At 41.8% G+C, this 17,127-nt stretch carries 16 protein-coding genes; 15 read left to right on the forward strand and 1 reads right to left on the reverse strand.

Annotation, left to right across the window (positions count from 1 at the left end):
* Positions 1-30: 30 nt before the first annotated feature.
* Complete coding sequence (locus tag HT680_RS02445) at positions 31-1,479, reverse strand: alpha-amylase (protein ID WP_173257958.1); 1,449 nt, start codon at positions 1,477-1,479, stop codon at positions 31-33.
* Between the two features lie 272 nt (positions 1,480-1,751).
* On the opposite strand from HT680_RS02445, the gene HT680_RS02450 reads away from it, so the two are divergent.
* The 15 genes from HT680_RS02450 to HT680_RS02520 all read left to right on the forward strand — a co-directional run bounded on the left by HT680_RS02450 (position 1,752) and on the right by HT680_RS02520 (position 17,119).
* Positions 1,752-2,915, forward strand: coding sequence for a class I SAM-dependent rRNA methyltransferase (locus HT680_RS02450; RefSeq protein WP_173257960.1), 1,164 nt, complete (start codon positions 1,752-1,754; stop codon positions 2,913-2,915).
* Positions 2,912-3,589: a type I 3-dehydroquinate dehydratase gene (gene aroD, locus HT680_RS02455; protein WP_173257962.1), complete on the forward strand. Its 678-nt coding sequence runs from the start codon at positions 2,912-2,914 to the stop codon at positions 3,587-3,589. The genes HT680_RS02450 and aroD overlap by 4 nt, the downstream gene beginning before the upstream one ends.
* On the forward strand, positions 3,579-4,433 hold the full coding sequence (locus tag HT680_RS02460; RefSeq protein ID WP_173257964.1) for a shikimate dehydrogenase: 855 nt from the start codon (positions 3,579-3,581) through the stop codon (positions 4,431-4,433). The genes aroD and HT680_RS02460 overlap by 11 nt, the downstream gene beginning before the upstream one ends.
* A gap of 16 nt (positions 4,434-4,449) precedes the next feature.
* A complete protein-coding gene (aroB, locus tag HT680_RS02465; protein WP_173257966.1) occupies positions 4,450-5,517 on the forward strand; it encodes a 3-dehydroquinate synthase in 1,068 nt (355 codons plus the stop codon).
* A gap of 9 nt (positions 5,518-5,526) precedes the next feature.
* The gene (aroC, locus tag HT680_RS02470) at positions 5,527-6,693 is read left to right on the forward strand and encodes a chorismate synthase (RefSeq protein WP_173257968.1); all 1,167 of its coding nucleotides are present in this window, start codon (positions 5,527-5,529) and stop codon (positions 6,691-6,693) included.
* 9 nt (positions 6,694-6,702) lie between these two features.
* Entirely contained in the window at positions 6,703-7,806 is a 1,104-nt protein-coding gene (locus HT680_RS02475) for a prephenate dehydrogenase (RefSeq protein ID WP_173257970.1), read from the forward strand.
* 10 nt (positions 7,807-7,816) lie between these two features.
* Positions 7,817-8,155 (forward strand): YlbF/YmcA family competence regulator, encoded by a 339-nt coding sequence (locus HT680_RS02480; protein WP_000065971.1) that lies wholly within the window; start codon positions 7,817-7,819, stop codon positions 8,153-8,155.
* Between the two features lie 90 nt (positions 8,156-8,245).
* Positions 8,246-9,529: a 3-phosphoshikimate 1-carboxyvinyltransferase gene (gene aroA, locus HT680_RS02485; RefSeq protein ID WP_173257972.1), complete on the forward strand. Its 1,284-nt coding sequence runs from the start codon at positions 8,246-8,248 to the stop codon at positions 9,527-9,529.
* On the forward strand, positions 9,522-9,998 hold the full coding sequence (locus HT680_RS02490; RefSeq protein ID WP_173257974.1) for a shikimate kinase: 477 nt from the start codon (positions 9,522-9,524) through the stop codon (positions 9,996-9,998). The genes aroA and HT680_RS02490 overlap by 8 nt, the downstream gene beginning before the upstream one ends.
* A complete protein-coding gene (gene pheA / locus HT680_RS02495; RefSeq protein WP_173257977.1) occupies positions 9,995-10,843 on the forward strand; it encodes a prephenate dehydratase in 849 nt (282 codons plus the stop codon). Before HT680_RS02490 ends, pheA begins: the two co-directional genes overlap by 4 nt.
* On the forward strand, positions 10,840-12,120 hold the full coding sequence (locus HT680_RS02500; RefSeq protein ID WP_173257979.1) for an LCP family protein: 1,281 nt from the start codon (positions 10,840-10,842) through the stop codon (positions 12,118-12,120). The genes pheA and HT680_RS02500 overlap by 4 nt, the downstream gene beginning before the upstream one ends.
* A 146-nt stretch (positions 12,121-12,266) precedes the next feature.
* The gene (locus HT680_RS02505) at positions 12,267-13,103 is read left to right on the forward strand and encodes a phosphorylcholine transferase LicD (protein ID WP_173257981.1); all 837 of its coding nucleotides are present in this window, start codon (positions 12,267-12,269) and stop codon (positions 13,101-13,103) included.
* Positions 13,100-14,068: a glycosyltransferase family 2 protein gene (locus HT680_RS02510; protein ID WP_173257984.1), complete on the forward strand. Its 969-nt coding sequence runs from the start codon at positions 13,100-13,102 to the stop codon at positions 14,066-14,068. The genes HT680_RS02505 and HT680_RS02510 overlap by 4 nt, the downstream gene beginning before the upstream one ends.
* A gap of 21 nt (positions 14,069-14,089) precedes the next feature.
* Positions 14,090-16,249: a LicD family protein gene (locus tag HT680_RS02515; protein ID WP_173257987.1), complete on the forward strand. Its 2,160-nt coding sequence runs from the start codon at positions 14,090-14,092 to the stop codon at positions 16,247-16,249.
* Between the two features lie 57 nt (positions 16,250-16,306).
* Complete coding sequence (locus HT680_RS02520) at positions 16,307-17,119, forward strand: LicD family protein (RefSeq protein ID WP_173257989.1); 813 nt, start codon at positions 16,307-16,309, stop codon at positions 17,117-17,119.
* Positions 17,120-17,127: the final 8 nt, after the last annotated feature.

The raw sequence follows: 17,127 nt of genomic DNA on the forward strand, positions 1-17,127 counted from the left end.
CCGGTTGGATTTGACTTGTAACTGATAGGTTTATTTTGTTGCCCAGACACTGACGGATCTAGCTGAGACCGGAAATTCTCCATAACCGTCAGCATTGATTGTAACTTGTGCTGGATGATTTTCAAGGAGGTCAATAAAGGTTTGGTCAGCCCATTCTTGCCCGACAAACATAGATTTGCTGTTTTCTTGGTCATTTGAGATGAGGACAGCGATTGGAGATTGATGTTCAGCACCTGAACGTACCCATCCGATACAGTTGGCATCGTCAAAGTAGTTTGTTTGCTCTCCATAGGCCAAGTTTTTTCGGATGGCTAGGAGACGGTCAAGAACTTCTCTGAAATCTTGTTGTGCATATCGCCCTGAAATACCGTAATAGTCTCCGTAAAAGACACACGGAAGCCCATCTTGGCGTAATAGAATAAGGGCATAGGCTGCTGGCTTGAACCATTCTTCAACAGTAGACTCAAGGGCTTGACCTCTTTGGGTATCGTGGTTGTCAACGAAGGTTACAGCCTTATCAGGCTTGAGTTCAACCAAGCTATCGGTAAAAATAGTACGAAGGTCGTAACTTGCTCCAGCATTACTAGCTTCAAAGAGATTCTGGTGGAGGCGAACATCGACAAGGTCAAAACGTTCTTCTGTTTTCTCGAGATAGTCTAGATTGGCTTCTTTATCTGGATTCCAAAATTCCCCAAAAACGTAGAAATCCTGACCATATTTTTCTTTCATATCACGGATGAAATTGCCCATAAAGAAGGAGTCGATGTGTTTAACGGCATCCAAGCGGAATCCCGCCACACCAGTCGTTTCCATGAACCAGTCAGCCCAGTCATAGATGTTTTGGATGACTTCAGGGTGCTTAAAGTCTAGGTCGGCATACATAAGATAGTCGTAGTTACCGTTTTCGTTATCAACCAATTCCTCGTTGGCCCAGCCCTTGTTGTCCCCCTGGATCAGGTAAATGCCAGACTTACGGCGTTTGGCATCGTAGTCTGTACCTGTGAAGTGGTACCAGTGCCAGTGGAAGTCATTGTAGGTGTCTTGGCGACCATCGAAGGTGAAGTGGGTCCATCCGTTGATAGTAAAGGGCTCACTTAGTTGAACTGTACGGTCCTCAGGGTCCACTTCAATAACCTGAAAGGCTTCCATGTGATCAGCGGCAGCCTTGTGATTGAGCACCACATCGGCCATAGGTTGGATTCCATGCTCCTTGAGAGTCTGAATCGTTTGAAGGTAGTCTTCTTTAAACCCATACTTGGTGCGGACAGTCCCTTTTTGGTTAAATTCACCTAGGTCAAAAAGATCGTAAACACCATAGCCTACATCTTTTTCGTTGGTTGCCTTGAAGGCAGGTGGCATCCAGACATGGCTGATACCAAGGTTTGCTAGGTGTTGAGCATCTTCAGCCAGACGCGTCCAGTGTTGTCCGTCGTGGGGCAGATACCACTCAAAGTATTGCATAAGTGTCTGATTTTGCATTGTTTTTCCTCTTGCTTATCAATGTTGTGTTTTATTCTACCATAAAGTTTAGAACTAGGCAAACGTTTGCGCAAGATTCTATACTCATTTCTGAAATTGTCTATTTTTAGAGATTACTCGCCCTCCTTCTATTGCAAGGGAAAGGATGTTTTGGTGAAAAAGTAAATTGAGTAAACTTTTTTTAACAAAAATGACACTCAGTAAACTAAAGTACAAATGGTTAAACGGTTTCTTTTTTGAGAATTGTCACAAAATTTGCTATAATAGTAGCTATGAATAGAATTAGGGTCAGCAGACGTGTTGAAAAAAAGCTAGCTAAGGGTCTAGTTCTTTTGGAAGCAAGTGATTTAAGAGATATTGATCTGACGGATCAGGCAGTAGAAGTTCTTAGTCAAGATGGAAAGTTTTTAGGGAGCGCCTATCTTTCTCAGCAGAACAAGGGAATCGGCTGGTTCATCAGCAAGGAAAAGGTTCGTTTCAATCAAGCCTTTTTTGAAATTCTGTTTCGTAAGGCCAAGGAAGCTAGAAAGCCTTATTATCAAGATGACTTGACTACTGCCTTTCGCCTTTTTAACCAAGAGGGGGATGGTTTTGGTGGTCTGACTATTGATCTCTATGGAGATTATGCTGTCTTTTCGTGGTACAACTCCTTTGTTTACCAGATTCGTGAGCTGATAGTAAAGGCTTTTAAGGAAGTTTTTTCTGACGTCTTGGGGGCCTATGAGAAGATTCGTTTTAAAGGTCTAGACTACGAGTCTGCCTATGTTTATGGTGAGGAAGCGCCAGATTACTTTACTGTTCTTGAGAATGGGGTACTCTATCAAGTCTTTATGAATGATGGCTTGATGACAGGGATTTTCCTAGACCAGCATGAGGTTCGTGGGAGTCTGGTTGACGGTCTAGCCATGGGCAAATCCTTGCTCAATATGTTTTCCTATACGGCTGCTTTTTCTGTTGCTGCAGCCATGGGAGGTGCGAGTGAGACGACTTCTGTCGACTTGGCCAAACGGTCCAGAGAGTTGTCAGAAGCCCATTTTCAGGCAAATGGACTCAGCCTAGACAATCATCGCTTTATCGTTATGGATGTCTTTGAATACTTTAAGTATGCCAAGCGAAAAGGTTTGACCTACGATGTGATTGTCCTTGATCCGCCGAGCTTTGCCCGCAATAAAAAACAAACATTCTCTGTAGCTAAGGACTATCACAAGTTGATTTCCCAGAGTCTAGAGATTTTAAATCCGGGAGGCATTATCATTGCCAGTACCAATGCTGCCAATGTTTCCCGCCAGAAATTTACAGAACAAATTGATAAAGGTTTTGCAGGAAGAAGGTATCAGGTCTTGAACCAATACGGACTTCCAGCAGACTTTGCCTATAATAAAAAAGATGAAAGCAGTAATTACCTCAAGGTGATTAGTATGAAGGTTAGTAGATGAAATTAGTCGTTTCAGTAATGCCAAGAAGTTTAGAGGAAGCTCAAGAACTGGATGCCACAAGGTATGAAGATGCCGATATCATCGAATGGCGTGCGGACTTTCTTGCAAAGGACGCTATTTTACAGGTAGCACCTGCTATCTTTGAAAAATTTGCAGGACGCGAACTGGTCTTTACCCTTCGGACTCGCGCTGAGGGAGGAGAAATTGAACTTTCCTCAGAAGAGTATGTTCAAATCATCAAGGAAGTGACCCAACTCTACCAACCAGACTATGTGGATTTTGAGTATTTTAGCCACAAGGATGTTTTTGAGGAGATGTTGGATTTTCCAAATCTGGTCTTGAGTTATCACAATTTCCAAGAAACACCTGAAAACATGATGGAAATCTTGTCTGAATTGACCAGCTTTACTCCAAAAGTAGTGAAGGTATCGGTAATGGCAAATACAGCTCAGGATGTTTTGGATCTGATGAACTATACGCGAGGTTTCAAGACACTCAATCCTGAGCAAGAGTACGTGACTATTTCCATGGGGAAAATTGGCAAGGTTTCTCGTATCACTTCAGATGTAACAGGTTCCAGCTGGTCTTTTGCTAGTATGGATGCAGTCAGTGCGCCGGGTCAGATTTCCCTATCAAGTATGAAAAAAATCAGGGAGATTTTGGATGAGGCTTGATGGCTATACACGTATGGCAGCTGTTGTTGCAAATCCCATCAAACACTCTATTTCACCCTTCATCCATAATAAGGCCTTTGAGGCGACAGCTACCAATGGTGTCTATGTAGCTTGGGAGATTGAAGCGGGTGATCTGGCAGAAACAATCGCCAATATTCGCCGTTATCAGATGTTTGGCATCAACCTGTCCATGCCTTACAAGGAGCAAGTGATTCCTTATCTGGATGAGTTGAGTGATGAGGCTCGTTTGATTGGGGCGGTCAACACAGTTGTTAATCAAGACGGAACGTTAATTGGATATAATACAGATGGCAAGGGATTTTTTAAGAGCTTGCCTTCTTTTGCAATCTCGGATAAGAAAATGACCATTCTGGGAGCAGGTGGTGCGGCTAAGTCCATTTTGGCTCAGGCTATTTTGGATGGCGCCAGTCAGATTTCAGTCTTTGTTCGTTCAGTTTCCATGGAAAAAACAAGACCTTATCTGGACAAGTTACAGAAGCAAACAGGCTTTAAAGTGGACTTGTATGCTTTAGAAGATGTTTCTAAACTGCAAGCAAGGATTGCCGAGTCGGACTTATTAGTCAATGCTACTAGTGTTGGGATGGATGGCCAGTCGTTCCCAGTTCCAGAAAGCATCAATTTACCAGAGAATCTCTTGGTTGCAGATATCATTTACCAACCCTTTGAGACGCCATTTTTGAAATGGGCTAGAAGTCAGGGCAATCCAGCTGTCAATGGTCTGGGGATGTTGCTCTATCAAGCTGCTGAAGCCTTTCAACTGTGGACAGACAAGGAAATGCCGACAGATCAGATTTGGCAGTCCTTAACAGAAAAATACCAATAAAAAAGGAGACCCTACTATGAAAATCAGAATCGATATTCCGCATCATCCTTATGATATTCAGATTGAAAAAGGTTGTCTGGCCCAGGCTGGTCAATGGTTGCGAGAACTTTGGCAACCACAAAAAGTAGTCATTGTGACAGATAACCATGTAGCTTCTCTCTATGCAGAGAAGGTCAAGCTCAGCCTAGAAGATACTGGTTTTCAGGTAGCCGTTTTTGATTTCTTAGAAGGCGAAGAAAGAAAGAATTTAACAACTGTTCAGAAAGTCTATAAATTCCTAGTCAAGCAAGGACTGACTCGTAGCGATGGGATTGTGGCTCTTGGCGGTGGTGTTGTTGGGGACCTGGCTGGTTTCGTAGCCTCTACCTATATGCGGGGCATTCACTTTGTTCAGATACCGACCAGTCTGACAGCTCAGGTTGATTCTTCTATCGGTGGTAAGACAGGCGTTAACACTCCATTTGCTAAGAATATGGTGGGGACTTTTGCCCAACCAGATGGGGTTCTGATTGACCCGCTTGTCCTTGAAACACTCGGAAAAAGAGAGTTGATTGAAGGGATGGGTGAGGTTATCAAGTACGGCTTGATTGAGGATCCAAAACTGTGGGCTCTCTTGACGGAGCTAGATGGTTCTGTAGAGAGCATTCTGGAACATGCAGAGACTTTGATTGAACATTCTTGTCAGGTGAAGCGCAAGATGGTGGTTGAGGATGAGTTGGACAATGGTGTTCGCCTTTACCTAAATTTTGGGCACACTATTGGTCATGCTATCGAAGCGACTGCCGGTTATGGCAAGGTTATGCATGGTGAGGCTGTGGCCATGGGAATGGTGCAGATTTCCAAGGTTGCTGAGAAAAAAGGCCTTATGCCAGAAGGAATGACCCAATCTATCAAAGATATGTGCCAGAAGTTTGGTTTGCCTGTTGAGTACGAAAACTGGGATGTAGACAACCTTTATCAAGCTCTTACTCATGACAAGAAGGCGCGTGGGAATACCTTGAAATTGGTCTTGGTACCAGAGCTTGGTTCAGCGACCATTCACCCAGTTTCTCTGGAAGAGATGAAAGACTACTTGGTAAAATAAGGAGAACGTATGAGATATTTAACTGCAGGAGAATCACACGGCCCCCGTTTGACGGCTATTATTGAAGGAATTCCAGCGGGCCTTCCTTTAACAGTAGAGGACATCAATGAGGATCTGAAACGTCGTCAGGGTGGCTACGGTCGTGGTGGTCGTATGAAGATTGAGAGTGACCAGGTTGTCTTTACTTCGGGCGTTCGCCACGGGAAAACGACAGGTGCTCCCATTACCATGGATGTTATCAATAAAGACCACCAAAAATGGTTGGATATCATGTCTGCTGAGGACATTGAAGACCGCCTTAAAAGTAAGCGAAAAATCACCCATCCACGTCCAGGTCATGCCGATTTAGTTGGGGGGATCAAGTACCGTTTTGATGATTTGCGAAATTCTTTGGAGCGCTCATCAGCTCGTGAAACCACCATGCGAGTTGCAGTAGGAGCAGTAGCTAAACGCCTCTTGGCTGAGCTGGATATGGAGATTGCTAATCATGTCGTAGTCTTTGGTGGCAAGGAAATCGATGTACCTGAAAATCTGACAGTGGCTGAAATCAAGCAACGAGCTGCCCAGTCTGAAGTTTCTATTGTCAACCAAGAACGAGAACAAGAAATCAAGGACTATATTGACCAAATCAAGCGTGACGGTGATACCATCGGTGGGGTTGTGGAGACAGTCGTCGGAGGTGTTCCAGTTGGTCTCGGTTCCTATGTCCAATGGGACAGAAAATTGGATGCGCGATTGGCCCAAGCAGTTGTCTCTATCAATGCCTTTAAAGGGGTGGAATTTGGTCTTGGATTTGAAGCTGGTTACCGCAAAGGAAGTCAAGTTATGGACGAAATTCTCTGGTCTAAAGAAGATGGTTATACTCGCCGTACCAATAATCTAGGTGGTTTCGAAGGTGGTATGACCAATGGGCAACCCATCGTTGTTCGTGGTGTTATGAAACCCATTCCTACTCTTTATAAACCATTGATGAGTGTGGATATCGAGACGCATGAACCTTACAAGGCAACTGTGGAGAGAAGTGATCCGACCGCCCTTCCAGCAGCTGGGGTAGTCATGGAAGCTGTTGTGGCAACGGTTCTGGCGCAAGAAATCCTTGAAAAATTCTCATCAGATAATCTTGAGGAATTAAAAGAAGCGGTAGCTAAACACCGAGACTATACAAAGAACTATTAAGGAGTCCTTATGGCAAAAACAATCTATATCGCAGGTCTCGGTTTGATTGGTGCTTCGATGGCACTCGGTATCAAGCGCGATCATCCTGATTATGAAATTTTAGGTTATAATCGCAGTCAGGCTTCGAGAGATATTGCCTTGAAAAAAGGCATGATAGACCGTGCGACGGATGATTTTGCCAGTTTCGCTCCCCTAGCAGATGTCATCATCCTGACCTTGCCAATCAAACAGACCATTGCTTTTATTAAGGAGCTGGCAGATTTAGATTTGAAAGAAGGCGTCATTATCTCGGATGCCGGTTCGACCAAGTCAGACATTGTGGATGCGGCGGAGCAGTATTTGGCTGGCAAGATGGTTCGCTTTGTCGGGGCTCATCCTATGGCTGGTAGCCACAAAACAGGGGCTGCCTCTGCGGATGTCAATCTCTTTGAAAATGCCTACTATATCTTTACACCTTCGAGCCTGACAAGTCCTGACACACTTGAGGAGATGAAAGATCTGCTTTCAGGTCTTCATGCTCGTTTTATCGAGATTGATGCCAAGGAGCATGATCGAGTTACTTCTCAGATTAGCCATTTTCCTCATATTCTGGCTTCCAGCCTTATGGAGCAGACGGCAGTTTATGCTCAAGAACATGAGATGGCAAGGTGCTTTGCGGCGGGTGGTTTTCGAGATATGACTCGCATTGCGGAAAGCGAGCCAGGTATGTGGACTTCTATTCTCTTGTCCAATCGTGAGACTATTCTAGATCGAATTGCGGATTTCAAGGAGCGCCTAGATGAGGTTGGACAAGCCATCAGCAAGGGAGATGAAGAGCAGATCTGGAACTTTTTCAACCAAGCCCGTGAGCAACGTCAGGCCATGGAAATCCATAAGCGTGGTGGTGTGGATAGCTCTTACGACCTTTATGTCGACGTTCCTGATGAAGAGGATGTCATCTTGCGAATTTTGGAATTGCTACGTGGAACTTCCTTGGTTAACATCCACATCAACGAGGAAAACCGTGAGGATATTCACGGGATTCTACAAATTTCCTTTAAAAATGCTCAAGATTTAGAACGAGCCGAGCGCTTAATTACAGAAAATACAGACTACACAGTCGTCATCAAATAAGGAGAAAATCATGTCAAATATTTACGATAGTGCAAATGAACTCAGTCGCGGATTACGCGAATTACCAGAATACAAGGCGGTTAAGGCAGCAAAAGATGCCATCCAAGCTGATGAACAAGCTAGCAAGATTTTTGCAGACTATATCGCCTTCCAGCAAGAAATCCAAGTCATGGCGCAGACTGGACAAATGCCAGACGCCTCTTTCCAAGAAAAGATGCAGTCTTTCAGTAAGCAAATCCAAGAGAACGCTCTTTTGTCAGATTTCTTTGCCAAACAGCAACAATTATCTATTTACCTTTCAGACATTGAAAAAATTGTCTTTGAACCTGTTTCAGAATTATTGAAATAGTATTTTATCTGTATAAAAGCCAGAAATTTCAGGAATTTCTGGCTTTTTTGTGATAAAATAAGAAAAAGTATTGCAAGTATGAGGTCAACTATGAAACTAAAAACAAACATTCGCCACTTACATGGCAATATCCGGGTTCCAGGTGACAAGTCTATCAGCCACCGTTCGATTATTTTTGGAAGTTTGGCTGAGGGCGAGACCAAGGTTTATGATATTTTGCGTGGCGAGGACGTGCTTTCGACTATTCAAGTTTTTCGTGACCTTGGTGTTGAGATTGAGGATAAAGACGGGGTTATTACCATTCAAGGTGTGGGTATGGATGGCTTAAAAGCTCCGCAAAATGCCCTTGATATGGGAAATTCTGGCACCTCGATTCGCCTGATTTCAGGTGTCCTTGCTGGTGCAGACTTCGAAGTAGAGATGTTTGGAGATGATAGTCTTTCCAAACGCCCTATGGATCGTGTGACCCTTCCACTGAAAAAAATGGGCGTTAGCATTTCAGGGCAAACCGAGCGAGACCTGCCTCCTCTTCGCCTAAAAGGGACGAAAAATTTAAGACCGATTCATTATGAGTTGCCAATCGCCTCTGCGCAAGTCAAGTCTGCCTTGATATTTGCAGCCTTGCAGGCTCAGGGGGAGTCCGTTATTATCGAGAAAGAATGTACTCGTAACCACACCGAAGATATGCTTCAGCAATTTGGTGGTCATTTAAGTGTGGATGGCAAGAAAATTACAGTCCAAGGACCACAAAAACTGTTAGGACAAGAGGTGATCGTTCCAGGTGATATTTCCAGTGCAGCCTTTTGGTTGGTCGCAGGTTTGATTGTTCCAAACTCTCGTGTAGTGCTGCAGAATGTGGGCATCAATGAAACGCGTACAGGTATTATTGACGTCATTCGCGCTATGGGTGGGAAATTGGAAATGACAGAAATCAATCCAATCGCTAAATCTGCAACCCTGACTGTTGAGTCTTCAGACCTGGAAGGAACAGAGATTGGTGGAGCCTTGATTCCACGTTTGATTGATGAATTGCCTATTATTGCCCTTCTAGCGACACAAGCGCAAGGTGTAACGGTCATTAAGGATGCTGAAGAACTCAAGGTCAAGGAAACCGATCGCATTCAGGTGGTGGCAGATGCCTTAAATAGCATGGGGGCGGATATCACTCCTACAGCAGACGGGATGATTATCAAAGGGAAATCAAGACTTCATGGCGCTAGAGTTAATACGTTTGGTGACCATCGAATCGGAATGATGACGGCCATTGCAGCTCTCTTGGTTGCAGATGGAGAAGTAGAGCTTGACCGTGCAGAAGCCATCAATACTAGCTATCCTAGCTTTTTCGATGATTTGGAGACCTTGATCCATGGCTAAGGTCTTACTCGGATTTATGGGGGCTGGCAAGTCGACAATCGCTAGAGGCTTGGACCCAGACTACATCGATATGGATGCCTTAATTGAGGAACGTTTGGGCATGTCCATTGCAAATTCTTTCGCTGAAAATGGAGAAGAAGCCTTTCGTCAGGTGGAGTCAGAAGTTCTAGCTGATTTACTAAAAACGGACCGAGTTGTGTCAACTGGCGGAGGAGTTGTTATTTCTCAGCGAAATCGTGACTTGCTCAAGACCAATCCTGATAACATCTACCTAAAAGCAGATTTTGAAACTCTCTACCAACGTATCGCAGCTGATAAGGGCAATCAGCGCCCGCTCTTTCTTAACAAAAGCAAGAAAGAATTAGCCAGTATTTTCCAAGAAAGACAGACTTGGTATGAGGAAGTAGCCAGTCGGGTTCTGGATGTGACCAAGCTAAGCCCAGAGGAAATTATAGAGGAACTGAGATGAAAATTGCCTATCTAGGTCCCAAGGGATCTTTTTCGCATCATGTTGTGCAGACAGCCTTTCCCAAAGAGGAATTGCAGGCTTTTGCCAATATCACAGATGTTATCAAGGCTTATGAGCAAGGCTTGGTGGATTATTCTGTGGTGCCAGTTGAAAATTCTATCGAAGGTAGTGTTCATGAAAGCTTGGATTATCTTTTTCACCAGGCTCGCATCCAAGCAGTTGCAGAAATAGTACAACCCATTCATCAGCAACTGATGACAGTTCCTGGTCAGTCAAAAATTGAGAAAATCTTTTCCCACCCTCAAGCTCTGGCTCAAGGAAAGAAATTCATAGATGAGCATTACCCAGAAGCCCAGCTTGAAGTAACGGCAAGCACAGCCTATGCAGCCCGCTTCATTGCTGAACACCCAGACCAGCCTTTTGCAGCTATTGCCCCTAGAAACTCAGCTGCCGAGTATGGTTTGGAGTTGATAGCAGAAGATATCCAAGAAATGGAAGCCAATTTCACTCGTTTTTGGGTTTTAGGGTCCGAGATTCCCACTATCCCTCTACAATCACAAAATGAAAAAATGAGTCTAGCCTTAACCTTACCGGACAATCTTCCCGGTGCCCTCTACAAGGCTCTTTCAACCTTTGCTTGGAGAGGGATTGACTTAACCAAGATTGAAAGTCGCCCCCTTAAAACAGCCTTGGGAGAATATTTTTTCATTATTGATGTGGATTATAGTGCCAAAGAGCTGGTTCATTTTGCCAGACAAGAACTCGAAACAATTGGGATCCAGTACAAGATATTGGGAACCTACCCTATTTTCACCATTAGAGATTTAGGAAAGGAGAGCCTATGAGCAAAGAAAGCCCTTTAAGTCATCATGAGCAGTTACGCTATGACTACCTTTTTAAGAATATTCATTACCTAAATGACAGAGAAAAGAGAGAATTTGACTATTTAAAAAGAAAAATGGACGGTGGATTTCCCTCTAATGAAGTTGAAAGGGAAAAAAATCTAGGGAAGGACATTGGGATTCCACAGTATTCCAATCAAAGTCGCTCGAATAGACATCAGAAAATTCCCTCTCTTCCAAAAGTGAAAAAGAAGAAACCAAGAAGATTTTTTAAACGAGTTCTAATTTGGCTTTTACTGTTGGTAACCTGTGTGGCTGCGGGCATGATTATTATGTTCCTTCGAGGTTTCCAGTCGGCAACTACTAGCAATAAGCCAGCTGATGCAAAAGCGGCACAAGTAGAGGTCTTTAATGGTCAAGATACCAAAGACGGGGTGAATATCCTAATCATGGGGACAGATGGCCGTATTGGTCAAAATAGTGCAGAAACTCGCACAGACACGATTATGGTATTGAATGTTAGTGGTTCGGATAAGAAAATCAAGCTAGTCAGCTTCATGCGTGACAACCTAGTCTATATTGATGGCTACAGCCAGATTGTGAATGGCAAGAAACAAACAGATAATAAACTAAATGTTGCCTATGAACTCGGGGAACAAGAAGGGCGAAAAGGGGCAGAAATGGTCCGCAAGGTTCTAAAAGACAACTTTGATTTGGACATTAAGTACTATGCTCTGGTAGATTTCCAAGCGTTTGCAACTGCTATTGATACGCTATTTCCTGATGGGGTGACTATAGACGCTAAGTTTTCAACGTTAAATGGTCAGCCTCTGACAGAAGCCACAGTTGGAGATGACCTACATGCAACAGAAACGGAATCACCAACTCAAACTATTAAAGTTGGGAAACAGCAGATGAATGGCTCGACCTTGCTCAATTACGCTCGCTTCCGTGATGATGATGAAGGAGACTATGGTCGTACCAAACGTCAGCAGCAGGTCATGTCAGCTGTTCTTGAGCAAATCAAAGATCCAACCAAACTCTTTACAGGATCAGAGGCACTTGGAAAGGTCTTTGGAATGACCTCAACCAATCTACCTTATACCTTCCTGCTGACTAATGGTTTGTCAGTTATCGAAGGCGCACAGAACGGTATTGAAAGATTGACAGTGCCAGAACTTGGCGATTGGGTAGATGCTTATGATGTCTACGGAGGACAAGGTCTACTTGTCGACCAAAACAAATACCGGGCTAAACTCGCCCAAATGGGAATGAGATAAGAGGTAAATAAATGAAAATCAAAGCTTCATTCACCAGTAAAAATGGTGGATTGGCTTTGATTTTTTACGGTATCTGATGGATTTTTAAGACTTTTTTATGGTATAATAAAACGATATAACTCGTTATTGGACAGAAGAGGAGAGACATGAGTGATTTGAAAGCGATTCAGGCTCGTAGTCTGGAAATGGCTGAATATTTCGTCGCGTTTTGTAAAGAACATAATTTGTTGTGCTATCTCTGTGGTGGTGGGGCTATTGGTGCCCTTCGTAATAAGGGCTTCATTCCTTGGGATGATGACTTAGATTTTTTCATGCCTCGCAAGGACTATGAAAAGTTGGCAGAACTATGGCCTCGTTATGCAAATGAGCGCTATTTCTTATCAAAAAGTAACAAGGAGTTTGTCGATCGAAACCTCTTTATTACCATTCGTGATAAGGAAACGACCTGTATCAAGCCTTATCAGAAGGATTTGGATTTGCCACATGGTTTGGCTTTGGACGTTTTGCCTTTAGATTATTATCCTAAAAATCCAGCTGAGCGTAAGAAACAGGTTCGTTGGGCCTTGATTTATTCACTATTTTGCGCCCAAACTATCCCAGAAAAGCATGGTGCCATCATGAAATGGGGAAGTCGTATCTTACTCGGTTTGACTCCCAAATCTCTACGTTATCGCATTTGGAAAAAAGCTGAAAAAGAAATGACCAAGTATGGTCTGACTGAGAGCGATGGAATCACGGAATTATGCTCAGGTCCTGGCTACATGAGAAACAAGTACCCGATCGCATCTTTTGAAGACAATCTTTTCTTGCCATTTGAAGGAACTGAGATGCCCATTCCAGTCGGCTATGATGCCTATCTCAGCACTGCTTTTGGGGATTATATGACACCGCCACCAGCGGACAAGCAAGTACCGCATCATGATGCTGTCATAGCTGATATGGATAAGTCTTATACAGAATACAAGGGAGAATATGGGGCATGATGGAAGAAAAAATTAGCGTCATTGTTCCAGTCTATAATGTAGAAGCCTATCTGGAACGATGTGTGGAGTCAATTCTTCATCAAACTTATACCAATTTTGAACTAATTCTGATCAATGATGGCTCTACCGATTCCAGCGGAATGATCTGTGAGAATTTAGCCTCTCGGCATGAGAATATCAAGGTCTATCATCTAGAAAATGCTGGAGTCTCAAATGCTAGAAATACGGGAATCAAGCTGGCGACGGGTGCTTGGATCACCTTTATTGATAGCGATGATTTCGTTACTAAAGATTATCTAGCTACTTTAGCTAGTGCAGTTGAGGGGGAAAATATAGGCTTTGTAATTGCTCCTCTGCACCATATCAAAAACGGCATTGTGACAGACTTACCTCCACATTCTGGAAAAACAGAACTCTGGTCAACAGAAGAAACCATGAAGGAACTACTGATGACCACCAGAACGTCATTTTTTCCAGTCGCAAAACTGTTTAAGAGAGACCTGCTTGTGGATGAAAAGTTTAATACAAATTATCACCTAGCTGAAGATGCTCTATTTTTAACTGAATTGCTACTAAAGACAAGATGCAGTTGCGTATTTATTGACAAACCTGTTTATTTTTATGACCATCGTGAGGGAAGTGCAACAACATCTGTTAATCAGCATGTGTTTGACACGATAGAAGTTTATCAGCAAATAATTGCTCAAGTTTCACAAGCTTTTCCTGATTTAAAACCTGAATTAAAAAATAGAGAATGTTGGTCGTACGTCACAGTTTACGATAAAATTATCTTTACTTCATCTGAACAGTACCAAAAGGAGAAAGCTGAGTTGAGGACTTGGATTGTTCGGCATCGACGCGAAATATGGAAGGATGCTTATTTCACTACTTTTCGCAAGGTAGCGATCCTTTCACTTGTCATTTCTCCATGGCTATATAAGAAAATTGTTGGATTAAAAAACTAATATCATGAGAAGGAGTTGAAAATGAATTTTTCAAAATTGGATGAATACTTTGAAAAATCAAAACTATGGATTGCATATCTATTTGTTTTCATTTCGATTTTAAGTATGAGTTCACTGGTTTATAAGGTAGCAAATCCCCTCTACAAGGGATTATCAGCGATTGTAGTGTTTTATATTTGCTATACCTTATTGTTTAAGTGGAAAGAAATCACAGTAGATCGTAAATTTCTATCCTTATTTGGACTCCTATCTGGAAGCCACCTACTGTCGGCAGTATTCAATCGCTCTGGACATTTGATTGGAAATGTGATTGAAATCCTTTTCATGGTAACCTATGTTTTATTATTTACCATGTTACAATCAGGGCAACTTAAAAAATTATTTGACTGGATTGCATATACGGTTCAAATTGTATCTTTTTCTTCAGCAATTTTTGCGTTTGGTTTATTAGTAAGTAGAGTCCTTATCCTATTTAAAATTGGCGAGCAATCTTATTATTATGGTGTCATGAATGGACGTCTGTGGGGAATTGTCAATCCTAATGCTAGTGCGATATTTTCATATATTAGCATTATTTTGGCCATGTATTTGATCCATAAAGGAAGTAAATATTCTGTTTATCTTAAACTGAACAATGTGATTCAATTAGTTTACTTCGCTACAATGCAAAGTCGGGGAGCCTTACTTTCTTTACTTCTCATGATTGGACTCTATAGTTTCTTTGCTACTAGAGGAAGTATCGTTAAACGATTCCTCACTTTTATAGTTGCTGGTTTGCTTATTACTGCAACCAACATTGGATTAAGCTATGCAACCTCAATCTATATCGCATCTGAAACTGCGACTGTTTTTGACTTAAACAAAGGACAGTCCTACGCTGAGACAGATTCGTCTGTTACCAAGAAGAACGGTGAACTCCATCTAATTGAAACAACACCAAGTGGTAGAACCTATATCTGGAAAAATGCCATCAAGATGGGAAGTGCCAAACCAATTTTTGGTTATGGTGTACGGAATGTTCCAGATTACTATACAGAATATTTCAGTAAATTTGAGATTCAAAACTCCCTTATTGGTGGGAATTTCCATAATATTTTTGTAACCATATTTGTCAGTTCGGGAGTTCTAGGCTTGGTATCCTTCCTTCTTATATTGGGTTATGTCATCAAGCGCTTTTTAACGTATTTGATTGTTTCCAAGAAAAATACTGATAAATTGATTATGATACTTTTCTTTGGTATCTTTTTTGGTCAATTATTTGAAAGTCAGATTATGTATTCAACCAACTTTATCAATATCATCTTTTGGTTGGCAATCGGTTATGGACTAGTGGTTTGCAAACGGGATGAAGGAGTTTGGTATCAAGAAGTAACAGATGTCAGTGAAATTCAACAGATGGAACTTGGAATCATGGAGTACATTCACGAGGTTTGTCAGAAAATTGGTGTCAAGTATTTCTTAGCATACGGAAGTCTAATTGGTGCGGTTCGCCATCAAGGATTTATTCCTTGGGATGATGACATGGATATCTGTATGTTACGAGAAGATTATGAAAAGTTGCAAGACTACCTTATCGCTAACCCTGATGAACGTTACGAGGTCATGTCTTATAAAAATAATCTCAACTATGTCTATCCTTTTATGAAAGTGCAGGATAACCATACCTACTTGCTAGAAGAAGATGTACGAATTGATTCCAATATGGGAATTTATGTGGATATTTTCCCTGTAGATGGTTATGAAGATGATGCAGATTTTAAAAACAAGATGACGAAACTCATAAAGAAACGTCAATTGAGTTGTTACACTTTTAAAGGAATTACTAATACAAAAAGTCTACTAAATTCTTTAATTCGTTATATTTCTGTTGTCATTTTCTATTTCACAAATACGAATAAGTATGTTGAGCAAATTGATGAGCTTGCTAAAACTAGAGCAGTTGCTGACTACGAGCAAGTTGACTATTTGATTTACAAGGATATGAATAAGCCAGTTTGGAAACGTGAGTGGTTAGAACAAGTGATTGTGGGAACGTTTGAAGGTAAGGAATTTATGATTCCAAAACACTACCATGAAATTTTGACCTCGGACTATGGAGATTACATGCAATTGCCCCCTCTTGAACAGAGAGTATCTCACCATGATTTCAAACTGTGGAAAATCACTAAAAGTTCTAAGTAAGCAAATCGCAGTTAAAAATCGTTTAAAAAATTAGTCAAAATTAGGAGAATAAAACGTATGTCTGAGAGAGTTTTAAGTCTTGAAGAAATAAAACAAGTGGAGTTGGATATTTTAAAGTATCTACATGAACTATGTGAAAAGCATCAGATTAAATATTTTATTGATTTTGGAACCTTACTAGGAGCTGTCCGCCATAAAGGATTTATCCCTTGGGATGATGATACAGATATTTCCTTAGCGCGAGATGAATTTGAAAAGCTTTATAAGGTTTTAAAAAATGAGAATCATCCCTATTACAAATTGATTTCATTTAGAGAAACAAAAGGCTATCCGTACAGTTATATGCGTGTCCATGATATTCGAACACGTAGAGATGCCAATCTTCTGGACCCGACAGTCGTATTGGGAACTTGCGTTGACATTTTTCCATATGATGGTGTCGTGACGGAGGAAAGTGATTGTAAGAAAATGAAGCTCTACAAACATTTCATCCGCCTTTCTTCTCTGAATTTCAAAGGAATTAAATTAGAAAATGGGGGGATAAAAAATCTGCCTCGCTATATTGGGTCAGCTATTTTTCGCTTAAGTTCTCCACAAACTTGGAATCAAAAATTAGAGAACCTTGCTTTGAAATATAGTATAAATCAAGCTACAGATCTTACCTGTACGATATTTGATCCAAGTTTTCCAGAGGGAATCAAAAAAGAATGGCTCTATGATCTGGTTGATATGCCATACGAAAACATCGTAGTGAAGGTTCCGAGAAAATATCATGAAATTCTTGTCTACGAATTTGGAGCAGACTATATGACTCCACCACCTGTTGAACAGCAGGTTCCAGGAACTGATAAGAATTATTGGATTGATTAGTAAGAGAT

The organism is Streptococcus sp. 5905 (assembly GCF_013276505.1).
Taxonomy (GTDB): Bacteria; Bacillota; Bacilli; order Lactobacillales; family Streptococcaceae; genus Streptococcus.